We start from the raw sequence: 13462 nt of genomic DNA, 5'->3' as shown, positions 1-13462 counted from the left end.
AAAGAAAATCCTTGAGCCTCCTGCATGGGAAGTGGCTCAAGGATTTTTTATATAATGCGAAGGAGCAGCCAATCATCTATGGGGAGTTGGAAGAGGAGGCCTTCGCTTATATATCACTAGGAAAAGCTGTAAGATGATGCCGTAATTTTGCTAAGAAACGCTCGCCGATCACTGATAACGGGCGATCGTTCTTTTTAATGAGGATGATCTCACCCTCGGACGCGTCGATCAAAGGAAGAAAAGCCAAGCCTTGGCGTTCTGGTTGGGCAACGATCCCCGAGCCGGTTCCATAAAGATCCGTCTGTTGTAATAGCTGGACCATCGTGCCTCGATCGCTGACATGCACCACTTGAGGGCTTTGAGCGAAATCGATCAAATCTTCTGAGAAGAACGAATAGCGTTCATCTTCTTGCAAAAAGCGTACTTGTGGATAAGGGGCGAGATCTCTTAAGGAAAGCTGCCTTTTTTCTGTCAAGGGATGAGCTGCTCGCAAAAAGACATGGGGGCGAAACCGTCCCAACGCCTCGAAGGACAATTGGGCGCCTTGCAGCAGTCGTTCCAATCCTGCTTGGTTTTGCTCATTCAAATAAAGGATCCCAAATTCACTTCGATATTGTTGCACGTCCGTGATCACCTTTAAGGTCGTGGTTTCTAATAAGCGAAACTGGCGGCAGTCGGGAAATTCCTGCAGCAGCTCACTGAAAATTCCAGCCGTGAAATCATAGTGCTGGCTTGCGATAGCGAAGGTTTGACTCGCTGCTTGCTTGCTGGAAAAACGCGTTTGCAGCTGCGCCACTTGACTCAAGATCGGCTGGGCATGGTCTAGAAATTCCGAGCCTTCGGCAGTCAAGTGGGCGCCTTGATTCGTACGCTCGAAAAGCTGGACCTCCAATTCTGTTTCCAACTCTTTCACGGCTTGGGAAAGACTTGGCTGCGAAAGATACAGCCGTTTGGCTGCTTCACGAAAACTTCCATGGTCAGCGATCGCTTGTACGATCCGCATTTGTTGAATATTCAATTTATGACCTCCTTTACAAAGATTCAGACGGAAAAGAGTCTACCAATCAATAGTAGTCAGTTCTTTTTCTTCTATAATAGAAGCTTCTTAAAAAATAAGACGACAGTTGCTGCTTATTGCTACTTTTCAAGCGGTCATTGCAATTCCTCAGGAATAAACCAATAACCCGTTTGATTCTCTTCTGCCAGCAGTTCTTTAAAGGCTTCAGAATGATAAGCTGCCACCACTGCCTGTGCCCAATCACTATCTTTATTGGCTTCTTTTACCGTTGCCACCAGTTCATATTCTTGCAAAATGTCTTCACTTAATAGGCTTTCCTCTGCAGCGATTCCAGCACTATAAACGATGCTGCCGGGAATCACCGCATAGTCTAAATCTGCTAAGCTGCGGGGGATTTGGGCAGAATCCATCTCGACGATGTCCAGGTCATAAGGATTGTTAGTAATGTTTCTCAAAGTCGCGTCAATGGGCGCCACTTCGGAGTCAAGCTCGATCCAGCCGGCTTTTTGTAGCAGCAACAGGGCCCGGGCACTATTTGACGGATCATTGGGGATCCCGATGGTATCGTTTGCTTCAATCGCTGTTAAACTGACCTTTCTGCCAGGATACAAGCCGGCTGGAACGGTAGGAATCGGTGTGATACCCACTAAATCGGCATCCGTGTTTTCATTGAAGTTTTCTAAATAGGCGGTGTGCTGATCGACGTTTAAGTCGATCTCGCCATCGTTCAATGCAATGTCCGCTTCCAAGACCCCAGTAAAGCCAATATCCGTCACAGTATAGCCAGCTTCTTCTAAAATCGGTTTGATTCCTTTGAGAAACAGTTCGCTGTAAGGCCCTGGTGTCGTCCCCAATCTGATTTCTGTCTGCTGTTCCTCGGCATTTCCCGTTGCTTCTTCTTGATTGCCACAACCGGCAAATAAAACTAAGGACAATAAACCAATGCCCACACCCAATCGAATCTTTCGTTTCATAACTTTTCCTCCTTTTTTATAAAAAAAGCCTTCCCAAAGAATAGTCTTTGGGAAGGACGATCATTTCGCGGTACCACCTTCGTTTGTTTTTTGCTGAAACAAAAAACCTCAGTCAGTTCATCAAATAAACTGCATTGCGCTATCGGGCTTTCTCCGTCGGGGATTGTTCGTCCACGAATGCTCAAAGGTCATTTTCGGATCGTCTTCCTTACTCGTTTCCACCAGTTCCGAGTTCTCTTGAAAGAAAGGGGGGATCGTACTCTTCTTCTCACTGCATGTGTATGAAATTAGTAGTATCTTAGAACAAGATGAGAAAGTTGTCAATTGCTTTCGTGATAGGTGATTCCAATCACTACGCAGGTAGTAGGGGAACAAATGGACAAGGGCAAGAATAGACCTAAAAAGCAGGAAAAGCAGATGAATGGTCGAAATCGCTTGGTTGGGTTAGAATCGAAACACAAAACAAAAAAAGAGGCGAGCAAATGAAATTACTTTTGATTGGACATACCGGCACACTTGGGCAGCTTTTAGTTGAAGGCTTTCAGCAGCTACCAGAGGTGGAGCTGATCACGGCTAGCCGTAGCAGCGGCGATCATCAAGTCGAAATTGCGGATGCAGACAGTGTCAGCCAGCTATTTGCAGCCACTGGGAAAGTGGATGCCATTGTTTCCGCTGCGGGAAGCACAGTGTTTAAACCCTTTGAGGAATTGACGCCAGCAGATATTCAACAGTCGGTGGCTTCGAAGCTGCAAGGACAAGTCAACCTTGCGTTGATTGGCCAGCATTTTCTCAATGAAGGTGGCAGTATCACGCTGACTTCTGGAATTATCAAAGACGAATTTATCCCAATGGGCACGCCTTCAGCACTGGTCAACGGCGGTTTAGAAGCCTTCGTGGCATCGGCAGCTTTTGAGATCGGTCAGGGGATACGAATCAATGCAGTCAGTCCCAATGCGCTTGTGGGCTCTTGGGAAACCTTCGCCGATTCTTTCAAAGGCTTTATTCCCGTTGGTGACGCACCCGTTTTTGCAGCGTATCAAAAAGCAGTCTTTGGAATCATGACTGGCAAGACCTTCACCGTTTATTAAGAAAAAGCAGAAGTAGAAAAAAACCGCCAAATCAAAGCTGACTTGGCGGTTTTTGTTCTGCTGAAAAAGAAGTAGCAAGCAGTTAAGAAGAGAGCAATTGGGTTTTCAGCTTGGGCATTTCTGCTTTGAGTTGTTGGCGAGCAAAAGCCAAGTCATTGATCCAAGAAGCAATCGCTTCTTTTTCTAAGAACAGAGGCATTCGATCATGGACTGGTTCAACAGAAGCGTTCGCGGCAGTCGTCAGAATGATTGATTCGGTTTCGATCTGATCCTCTTTTTGAAGGATGCGATAAAAACCAGCAGCATAAATCACGTGATCTTGCGAAAAGAGGAACTTTTCCTTTTCATGATTCCATTCATAGAAACCAGACATCGGAAAGACACAGCGATGCTCTTGGAAAGGCTGGCGAAAAGTCGGTTTTTCTTCAACAGTCTCAGAACGCGCATTGATCATCAAATGCCCTTTTTTAAAGCCGGTAAAGCCCCATCTTGTCACACCGGCTACAACTTGTTGTTGTTGATTTGCACCGATGGTTACGACGTGATTGGAGGGGAAAACATCATTGATAGCGACAGTCTGTTGGCGCTTGCGGGCTTTCGCCGCGGCTTCTTGATAATATTCTGACAATTCGCCAGTTGATGGATCAAATAAGTATCGGCCGCACATGGACAGGTCACTCCTTTTTTTGGATTGGCTGGTGCCTTTGTTTCAGTATAAAGACTCAAGGCGTCAAAACCAACTAACTTGCTTCACAGCGTGATTCGACAAGGAAAGGATAGGGACGGTTATGTAAAAAGTTAGTACCGCGAAAAGAGTTAAAAGAAATCAGATAACAAAAAAAGGCAGTCACCTACTGAGGTTGACAGCCTTTTTTATTCTAGTTGGTTAGCCAATTTTTTTAACTCTCCCGCCGATTTTATTTGCGAAACGTTCAGCATCTTCTCTGCAAGTATAGGTCAATGCAATTGTTTTGTCCCGTGTTCTTTTTCCTTCGGCGGTTAGATAACCATGAAAGATTTTAATCGCATACAATCGATAAACACCTCCTTATCCTTCGTAATAATAACAAATTTACCGCTTACATTCAAGCGATATAGTAAAAGTTTATTTTTTGTTAGTTATTTTATTAAGAAATTGTTCAAACGCTTAAGAAAAGATTGAGGGATAAAGGGAGGAGGGGGATAGACCAATGCGCATTTGAAAGGAAAGACGAAGGAACCTAGATGTATAAAGTTACTGCTACTTGCTTTCCAGCATAGAAGGACAAAGAATGAAAGCTGTTTTGTTTTGAAATTTAAACAAATAGACCAATCGAGGAATAGCTAAGATAGGTGTCAAAAGTTGAGAAGAGAAGCTATTTTCGTTTTTTGCGTGTTATTGATACATTTTCCCCTCAAAAAATGATTTGTAGAAAGAAACGATGATTCAAGCATTATATAAGCACGAAGCTTGTTGTTTATTGTGTTGGCAAGTTGCTGGTTTTAGGGGATTAAAAAGCAAAAGTTATTCTTAAAATGTCCGTCTGACAAAAATAGCTTTTGTGAGAAGCTCAACGGGGGCTTAACGATCGTGTGAAAAAATTTAAGGAAGCGATTGACAAGTTTTTTTTGAAGTGCTATGATACCGATGTAATTAGATAACGGTTACAGAAGTGCTGTGACCAAGAGGCGTGTTACTGTAAGAAGGCAAACCTCATATTCCACCAAGGGTGGAGTATGAGGTTTTTTAGTGTTTTTAAGGTGGAGGAAATCATGAAAATAAAGAAGTTTTTAAATAATAATGTTGTCTTACTAAAGAAAGGCAGCAATGAAATTATCGGATTTTCTACAGGCATCAGCTTCAATAAGAAGGTAGGAGATGATGTAGAAGAACAAGATTTTGAAAAGATTTTTGTATTGGATACTCACGCAATGTTGGAACATTTTAGCTATCAATTAGGAAAGTGCGATCCAAAATACGTAGCGATCGTTGCTAAAATCGTGGCTTATGCCAAACAGAATTATCGCTTAGCAGTCAGCGACTATATTTATTTGACTTTGCTGGATCATATTGATTTCACTGTTCATCGTATCAAGCAGCAAATGACTTTTCATAGTCCTTTGCAATGGGATATTCGGCGATTTTATCCCGATGAATATGCCATTGGGGTGTATGCTGTCCAGCTTATGGAGCAAGAACTAGCGATCGATGTACCAACAGAAGAAGCGATCTCCATCGCATTGCATTTTGTAAATGTCCAATCACAAAAGAAGGATATGGCGGTTACCAATCAAATCGCGAAGTTTATAGAAGACGTACTGACGATTGTAAAGTATGAGTACAAACAAAATTTTGATGAGAATAGTTTCCATTATTCTCGCTTTGTCACGCATCTGCACTATTTCGCACAAAATGTGATCAATCATACACTACCCAGCTATGAAGCGTCGACGCTCTATGCACAAATTGAAAAGATGTATCCGCAAGCATTTCACTGTGTGGAAAAAATCAAGGTTTATATCAAAAATACGTATGATATCAATATCTCAGAAAATGAAGAAATCTATCTATCACTCCATATCCAGAAATTGACGGAACAAGGAGAAAGGGAGAAAAACAATGGACTATAAACAACTAGCCAATGAAATTTATGAAAATGTCGGCGGTGGTAAAAATATCCAGCACGTGACCCACTGTGCAACAAGACTGCGTTTCACGCTGGCCGACGACAAAAAAGCTGACAGTGAAGCAATCAAACAGTTAAAAGGAGTGACTGGACTCGTTCAGGGAAATGGTCAATACCAAGTGATTATTGGGCCAGATGTATCGAGTGTATACGCTCAACTACCGACGACAGAAACGACGGCTGATCAAAGCAGTAGCGATCAATCGATCATCTCACGACTCCTTGACTTTATCGCAGGCTGTTTTACACCGATGATTGCAATCATAGCAGCTGGAGGAATGCTGCAAGTGGTCCTTTCACTATTGGAGTTATCAGGAATTTTAGCTGCAACTGACGATACGTATCTCGTATTGTATCAAGTATCGCAAGCAGCCTTCTTTTTCATTCCCGTTTATTTAGGAAATTCTGTGGCCAAACGATTGAAAATTGATCCTTTCTTAGGAAGCTACGTCGGAGCGATTTTTGTGATGCCAGGATTGACGGCCCTTCTTAGCCAAGAAGGAGGAATCACATTGTTTGGATTGCTCGTACCGAATGTGAGCTACAATGCCTCCGTTTTGCCAGTCTTATTAAGTGTCTGGGTTATGTCTTATGTCTATCGGTTCGCCGATCGGATTTTACCGAACAGTGTCAAATTTATTCTACGTCCATTGATCGCCATCATCGTGATCACACCGCTGGCTCTATTGCTAATCGGACCATTAGGTGTGACGATCGGCAACTATGTGTCACAGTTTTTGAACTACTTAACAAACAATTTTGGTCCGTTAGCCGTCTTGTTTATGGGTGCCTTTGCTCAATTGCTAGTAATGACGGGCATGCACACGACGCTGACCCCTATTTTATTAACTTCTTTGGCAACGTACGGGTATGATGATTTGATCGTCCCTGGTATGCTGCTTGGATTGGCTGCCGAAGCAGCGATTTGTTTAGCGGCTGGAATCAAAGCTAAGGATACGGAATTTAAACAAGTGAGTTTTTCATCGGCAATTACTGCCTTGATGGGTGTGTCTGAACCTGCTTTGTACGGAGTAACATTACGTCTGAAAAAACCGATTGTCGGAATGATCCTTGGGGGTGCTGCTGGGGGACTTTATTTTGGTTTGATGAAAATCAATACGCCAGTAGTCATTGCTTCATTTGTGGCGCTTCCATCATACAGCAGTGTGTTTCATGCGCTGATCGGCTCGTTGATTACTTTTGCGATTGCCTTTGCTTACACCTGGGTCATGGTCAAAGATGCAGATTTTCCTAATAATAATCAGCCGCAAGCAGTCAAATCTGGAGCGCAAGATGTGACAGCCAAAGCAACTGATGTTTCTTCTGAAACGAAGAAAGAACAATCAGCGATTGAAAAAATTGTATTATCACCTTTAAAAGGAACTGCCGTTCCATTGACAGAAACCAATGATCAGGCGTTTGCTTCATTGGCATTAGGTAAAGGAATTGCTGTTAAGCCACAAGATCAACAGGTGATTGCCCCATTTACGGGACAGGTTTCTGCCGTTTTTCCAGGAAATCATGCGATTGGACTTACCAGTACCGAGGGGATTGAACTACTGATCCACATCGGTATTGATACGGTGAATATGCAAGGAAGTGCCTTTGAACGACTAGTCAATGAAGGTGATCAAATCACTATGGGAGAAACATTATTGCACTTTGATGCAGAAAAAATCGCTCAGGCAGGGTGTGAAGATACCGTTATGATCACTGTTACCAATACGGCAGACTTCTTAGATGTTGTGGCACTTGCCCAACAGCAAGAAATTAAAGCTGGCGATCAGTTATTAGCCATTTTTTAACCATTAGAAAGAAGAAAGGATGACAGCAATGAGTTTCCCAAAACATTTTTTATGGGGCGGCGCTTCGGCGGCAAACCAATATGAAGGCGGCTATAATGAGGGCGGAAAAGGGCTCGCTTGTGCTGACTTGATCAGCGGTGGCAGCCATACGACTTCTCGGAAAATCACAGCAAAAATTGAAGAAGAGTTGTTGTATCCAAGCCACGAAGCAACTGATTTTTATCATCATTATCAAGAAGATATTGCATTGTTTGCAGAAGCTGGATTTAAAGCTTTCCGCATGTCTATCAACTGGACCCGGATTTTTCCCAAGGGCAACGACGCTGAACCGAATGAAGAAGGCCTGGCCTTTTATGATCGCGTGTTTGACGAGTGTCGGAAGTACGGGATTGAACCAATTGTAACCATTGCTCATTTTGATGTTCCCGCATATTTGAGCCAAGAATACAATGGTTGGGCGAGTCGTGACGTGATCGACTTTTATGCGAGATATGCGGCGGTGTTGTTTGAACGCTATCACGAAAAAGTAAACTATTGGATCACTTTTAATGAAATCAACACGGCCACCTTAAGTATCGGAAACTTTTTATCACTGGGACTGCAAGTTGGTGAATCTGAATTTATCAATCAGCCGGATAATCTACAGCAACGCTACCAAGCCCTACATCATCAATTTGTTGCCAGTGCAAAGGTTGTCGCTTACGGACATGAACACTATCCAGATTTGAAAATCGGCTGTATGATTTCTTATATGCCACGCTATCCTTATACTAGCCATCCAAATGATGTACTACTAGCCAAACAAGAAGAAAATATGCACTCGAAATTTTGTGGCGATGTGCAGGTCGCAGGAAAATATCCTTATTATGCAAAGAAATATTTTGCTGATCATGGCTTTGCAATCGAGTTTGCACCAGAAGATCAAGCGATCCTAGCTAAGGGAACAGTGGATTACTACACGTTTAGTTACTATCTAACACTTTGTGTCTCTGCAGATGAGAAAGTTACCAAAAATGGACACAGTATGATTGGCGGCTCTGGCGTAAATAATCCTTATCTAGAGCAGACGGAATGGAATGCGATGATTGATCCAGTAGGATTGAGAATTGCGTTGAATGATATTTATGATCGCTACCAGCTGCCATTGATGATCGTGGAAAATGGGATCGGGGTTTCAGAAACTGTTGCTGAAGATGGACAGATTCATGATGATTACCGTATCGATTATTTAGAAAAGCATATTGCTGAAATGGAGAAAGCCATCGATGATGGTGTCGATTTGATTGGTTACACGATTTGGAGTGCCGTTGATATTGTCAGTGCTTCTACAGGAGAAATGAAAAAACGGTATGGCATCATTTTTGTGGATAAATATGACGACGGGACAGGGACTTTAGATAGAAAGAAAAAAGACAGTTTCTATTGGTATCAAAAAGTGATTGAACGAAACGGCTTATGATTAAATACTTCAGTACTTGCGGTGTACAAGTGCTGGAGTTTTTTTGCGTATCAATTTCAGCGCGTACAAAACAAAAACCACGCGTAAAACACGCGTGGTCCATATCAGGGGTTCATGTTAGTTGCCCCAATAAACAAATCGTCCATCAAATACGGTGGCTTCAACGGTCGTTTGAAGCAATTCTTCGGCAGTTAAAGGCAAGATGTTTTGTGACAAAATACAAAGATCGGCTAAACAGCCAACTTCTAATTGACCGATATCTTGCCGACTCAAGGCTTTGGCGGCGCCTGCGGTGTGGGCATAGAGGGCATCGGCGATGGTGATTTTTTCCTGTGGCATCAATCCGCCTGCTGGCTGGCCATTTTTTTCTTGCCGAGCAACCGCATAATACAGCGAGTCTAAAGGGGTCACGTCGATCACGATCGGCGTATCAGTCCCAAAAGCCAAGGTGGCACCTTGCTCTAGAAAGGATTGAAAAGGAAACATTTGACTGGCACGCTGAGGTCCTACTTCTTCATCGAGGGTCTCATAACCGACTAATAGATGGCTAGGCTGTACGGAGAGTACTAGTTGTTCTTGGCGAACTAGTGGCAAATCGGCGGCATCCATCACTTCCAAGTGTTCCAAGGTATTGGCTTTGCCTTTAGAAAGCGGGTGAGCAGCAGCACTTTCTTGATAAAAGAGGAGTGCTTGTCGAATCGCTTCATCACCGATGGTATGGATGCGCATCGGCCAGTCTTGCTGGTTAGCTTGTAATATAAAGCGGCGCATCCGTTGAACATCGATCAACGGCATCCCGACATCACCGGCAAAATACGGTGTTTCATATTCCGCTTTTAAAAAAGCCGTGTGCGTACTCGTCACGCCGTCAAAAAATTGTTTGACGCCGCCCATCTGTACTTTTTCGGAGCGATACGTACGGTAAGTTTCTTTTAGTTGCGTGATGTCTTCTCGCATGGCTGGATAAAAGACAGCGCGCAGGGTCGCTTCTGCTTCCGTTTGTCGATAAAGAGTGGGATAGACTAGATCGTCCCAGCTTTCTCCTGTCAAGGCAACATCGCCGATCGTCGTGATGCCGTATTGATTGAGCTGTTTCATATAGGTCAGAAAAGCAGCAGGGCTTTGCGCTTGGAATGACTGTAAGACCTTTGCTAAATAATGAATGGCGATCGCTTCTAAAAAGCAGCCGCTTAATTGTCCGCTGTTTTCGTCAAGCAATGCCTCCCCGCTGATCCCCGTTGGCAAGTTCTCAGGTGTGATCCCTAAAGCAGCGATCCCTTGGCTATTCAACCAAATGCTGTGGGCATCACCGGAAATCAGCATGACAGGCGTGTCGGCACAATAGTTGTCGATCGAATCTTTCGTTGGGTAGACTTGCTGACCGAAATCACTGCTGAACCAGCCGATGCCGATTTTCCATCCATGGGTGATGGGCAGCGCGGGCACTTGCTGGGCAACGGCTTCTTCTGTCACTCCCGTAAGATGGGTCAGTGCCCCTTGATGGAGTAATGCGGAAAGATAAAAATGAACATGAGCATCAATAAAGCCCGGGATGATCATTTGTTCTTTGAGATCAATGACCTGGGTGTCTTCAGCAAGTGTTGGCAGCGCTGAAAGAGGACCCACAGCCGTGATTTTCTGGTCTTCTATCAGGAGAAAGCCCGCAAAAGTCGTTTTCGTTTTGGTATCAAAGATGTGTTCAGATTTTAGTAATAGTGACAATTATAATCCCAACTTCCATTCAAGGAAAAGGTCGTTGTAAAGCTCAACCGCTTCTTTTCCTAAGTATTCATAATGTTCCATTTGTTCCATCGCACTTGGCTCAGGGTAGAAAGCTTTGTCAGCAGTCAGTTCAGCCGGCAGCATGGCTTTGGCCGTTTCACTCGGCGTGGCATAGCCTACGTATTCGGCATTTTGTGCGGCATTTTCTGGGCGGAGCATAAAATTGATGAAGGCGTAGGCTCCTTCAAGATTACCAACGGTTTTCGGAATCGCAAAATTGTCCGTCCAAATCGCACCGCCGTCATTGGGAACGATATAGGTGACGGCAGGATTTTCCGCCATCACATAAGCGGCATCGCCCGAATACCCGATTCCTAAAGGGGCATCGTTGTTGATCATCAAGGTTTTGATCTCGTCGGTCAAAACTGCTTTGACATTGGGACGGATACTTTCAAGCTTCTTCAAGGCTTTGGCGACTTTGGTCGGGTCTTTTTCATTTTGGGAAAGACCGAGCGTCTGTAACGCGATTCCTAAGGTTTCACGAGCACCATCCACCATCAATACATCATTTTTAAATGCAGGGTTCCATAAATCCCCCCAGCCATGGATCGAAGAAACATCGACTTCTTCAGTATTTGCCATGATCCCGATCGTGCCCCAAAAATAGGGGATCGAGTAGGTATTGTCCGGATCAAAGGTTTGGTCCATCAAAAAAGGCGACAGATCTTCCGTTCCCGTCAATTTCTGATGATCTAAAGGCACTAACAGTCCTTCTTCGATCATTTTCGGAATGATCGATTCGCTAGGGAAAACCAAATCATAGCGTGAGCCGCCTTGTTTGATTTTTGTTTCCATCGCTTCGTTGGAGTCAAATGTATTATAAATCACTGAGTAACCAGTCTCAGTTTCGAATGTTTTGATCAATTCGGGGTCAATATATTCGCCCCAATTGTAAATAATCACTGTATTTTTGTCGGACGACGTTGCTGCCCCCGATTCTTTCGTTAACACCGAAGCACCGAAAAACAGCAATGCGGTGATGCCGATCACACCGCCAAAAAATACCCACAACCTTTTCAATTCATCAATTCCTTCTTTCTTTACAATTTCGTATTTCTTGAGTAGCGTAATTGATTTTTAAAGAAAAGGCAATAAAAAAATGAAGAAAAAATAAACCCGTTTCTTTCAAGGCTTAGCAGGAGGAATGGCCAGGTGGCTGCGGCAGTTTCCAAACATATCATTTGTCAAATTTCTTCCTTTTGCCTAAGCTAGGGAAGTGAGAAATCAAGGGATGGAAAAACAGGAACCTCTCTTTGATGAAGAATGAATGTAAGGAGTGAAGCATCAATGGAAACACGTGCTGTCGTTATTGAAGCCTATGGTGGAAAAGACCAATTAAAAGAAGCAACGGTCCAATTACCAGAATTAAAAGCAAATCAATTATTAGTCAAAGTTGCCGCAACATCCATCAACCCAATCGATTGGAAATTAAGAGAAGGCTATTTGAAACAAATGTTTCCATGGGACTTCCCAATTATTTTAGGCTGGGATGTCGCAGGGGATATCGTAGAAATAGGCGCTGACGTGACAGAATTCAAAGTTGGTGATGCAATCTATGCCCGCCCTGAAACGACTCGTTTTGGGACGTATGCTGATTATACCATCGTGGATGCTGAGTTAGCAGCGATTAAACCAGAAAACCAAAACTACGCAGAAGCAGCTGCAGTGCCATTAGCTGGTTTGACTGCTTACCAAGCGTTGTTTGAACACGGTCATTTAAAAGAAGGGGAAAAAGTCTTGATCCATGCCGGAGCAGGCGGAGTTGGTACCTATGCGATCCAACTGGCCAAAGCAGTTGGCGCTTACGTCATCACGACGGCTAGTCCACGTAACCATGAGTTATTGCAAAAACTTGGTGCCGATGAGATCATCGATTACCACACGACAGATTTTGAAGAAGTCTTGCAAGACATCGATTTGGTCTTTGATACGATGGGGGGCGACACCCAGAAGAAAAGTTTCACTGTCTTAAAACCTAAGGGCCGTCTGATCTCGATTTTGAGTATTGAAGACGAAGACTTGGCAAAAGAAAAAGACATCTTCGCCAAAGCAGTTTGGTTACGAACCAACGGCAAACAATTGGCAGAATTGACAGAGCTGATCGAAGCAGAAAAAGTCAACAGTGTCATCGGTGCAACCTTCCCATTGACGGCACAAGGAATTTACGATGCCCACACATTGAGTGAGACACATCATGCGGTCGGCAAGATCGTTATTGAAAATCAAGACAATTTCATCAGCCAAGACGCAGAATAAAGGAGGCTGAACCGATGCGCTTATGGCATGAAGCACTGATACCTGCTTTGCCTCGGCAGCAGCTGTTAGGCCAGCATCGTGAAGCAGCAGCCTTACGAGGGTTAGGCTGGGGCAAGAAGCATGCAACCGTCGATTACGTTTTTACTCATCCACCCTATAAATTGTTTCAATACCATCAGTTAGTGCTGGATGAAATGACCCGTCGAGGCTATCGGCCAGCACCTGAATGGTACGATCCGGCGTATCGTGGCAAAAATCTGCCGCTGGAATCATCCGTTCAAGCCGTCCCTTTGACTACGCCGATCTATCCAGAACATGATGAAGCATACTTGGAAGAATGCTTAGTGAATCTCCATCGTAAGGGGATCTATCTTTAAAGACCAAACACTTTCCTGAATTTTTGTTCGGGAAAGT

General features: G+C 43.9%; 12 protein-coding genes and 1 other annotated feature. Of the genes, 6 read left to right on the top strand and 6 right to left on the bottom strand.

The annotated features are described in order from the left end of the window. Nucleotides 1–106: 106 nt before the first annotated feature. Together IGJ01_RS12180 and IGJ01_RS12175 are read right to left on the bottom strand one after the other, a co-directional pair. Complete coding sequence (locus tag IGJ01_RS12180; protein ID WP_429967307.1) at nt 107–1018, bottom strand: LysR family transcriptional regulator; 912 nt, start codon at nt 1016–1018, stop codon at nt 107–109. Between the two features lie 134 nt (nt 1019–1152). Continuing rightward, complete coding sequence (locus IGJ01_RS12175; protein ID WP_429969727.1) at nt 1153–1992, bottom strand: MetQ/NlpA family ABC transporter substrate-binding protein; 840 nt, start codon at nt 1990–1992, stop codon at nt 1153–1155. Between the two features lie 49 nt (nt 1993–2041). Beyond that, nucleotides 2042–2273: a binding site (T-box leader), on the bottom strand. A 201-nt stretch (nt 2274–2474) separates the two neighbouring features. On the opposite strand from IGJ01_RS12175, the gene IGJ01_RS12170 reads away from it, so the two are divergent. After that, nucleotides 2475–3080: a short chain dehydrogenase gene (locus tag IGJ01_RS12170; RefSeq protein WP_016613677.1), complete on the top strand. Its 606-nt coding sequence runs from the start codon at nt 2475–2477 to the stop codon at nt 3078–3080. 82 nt (nt 3081–3162) lie between these two features. On the opposite strand, the gene IGJ01_RS12165 is transcribed toward IGJ01_RS12170, so the two are convergent. Together IGJ01_RS12165 and IGJ01_RS12160 are read right to left on the bottom strand one after the other, a co-directional pair. Then, a complete protein-coding gene (locus IGJ01_RS12165) occupies nt 3163–3747 on the bottom strand; it encodes an SOS response-associated peptidase (protein WP_194188763.1) in 585 nt (194 codons plus the stop codon). A gap of 219 nt (nt 3748–3966) precedes the next feature. Beyond that, nucleotides 3967–4113, bottom strand: coding sequence for a hypothetical protein (locus IGJ01_RS12160; protein WP_005234527.1), 147 nt, complete (start codon nt 4111–4113; stop codon nt 3967–3969). A 719-nt stretch (nt 4114–4832) separates the two neighbouring features. Here IGJ01_RS12160 and IGJ01_RS12155 point away from each other — a divergent pair. Genes IGJ01_RS12155 through IGJ01_RS12145 form a run of 3 tightly spaced genes read left to right on the top strand, consistent with a single transcriptional unit; the run spans nt 4833 to nt 9010 of the window. Continuing rightward, entirely contained in the window at nt 4833–5690 is an 858-nt protein-coding gene (locus tag IGJ01_RS12155; protein ID WP_074534926.1) for a PRD domain-containing protein, read from the top strand. Beyond that, a complete protein-coding gene (locus IGJ01_RS12150; protein WP_430601120.1) occupies nt 5680–7551 on the top strand; it encodes a beta-glucoside-specific PTS transporter subunit IIABC in 1872 nt (623 codons plus the stop codon). The genes IGJ01_RS12155 and IGJ01_RS12150 overlap by 11 nt, the downstream gene beginning before the upstream one ends. Nucleotides 7552–7579: 28 nt before the next feature. After that, nucleotides 7580–9010 (top strand): glycoside hydrolase family 1 protein, encoded by a 1431-nt coding sequence (locus IGJ01_RS12145; RefSeq protein WP_244732261.1) that lies wholly within the window; start codon nt 7580–7582, stop codon nt 9008–9010. 117 nt (nt 9011–9127) lie between these two features. Here the strand turns inward: IGJ01_RS12145 and IGJ01_RS12140 are convergent, their stop codons facing one another. Both IGJ01_RS12140 and IGJ01_RS12135 read right to left on the bottom strand, forming a co-directional pair. Further along, the gene (locus IGJ01_RS12140) at nt 9128–10732 is read right to left on the bottom strand and encodes an amidohydrolase (protein WP_430601119.1); all 1605 of its coding nucleotides are present in this window, start codon (nt 10730–10732) and stop codon (nt 9128–9130) included. Then, entirely contained in the window at nt 10733–11812 is a 1080-nt protein-coding gene (locus tag IGJ01_RS12135; RefSeq protein WP_086297646.1) for an ABC transporter substrate-binding protein, read from the bottom strand. A gap of 267 nt (nt 11813–12079) precedes the next feature. On the opposite strand from IGJ01_RS12135, the gene IGJ01_RS12130 reads away from it, so the two are divergent. Further along, nucleotides 12080–13048, top strand: a complete 969-nt coding sequence (locus tag IGJ01_RS12130; protein ID WP_042890454.1) for an NADP-dependent oxidoreductase — start codon at nt 12080–12082, stop codon at nt 13046–13048. Nucleotides 13049–13062: 14 nt separating this feature from the next. Beyond that, the gene (locus tag IGJ01_RS12125) at nt 13063–13425 is read left to right on the top strand and encodes a TIGR02328 family protein (protein WP_016613668.1); all 363 of its coding nucleotides are present in this window, start codon (nt 13063–13065) and stop codon (nt 13423–13425) included. The last annotated feature ends 37 nt before the right edge of the window (nt 13426–13462 follow it).

The organism is Enterococcus sp. AZ089 (assembly GCF_050547225.1).
Lineage (GTDB): Bacteria > Bacillota > Bacilli > Lactobacillales > Enterococcaceae > Enterococcus_D > Enterococcus_D entomosocium.
Note: the sequence above shows the minus strand (reverse complement) of the source record. Positions and strands in the feature narration are given on the sequence as shown.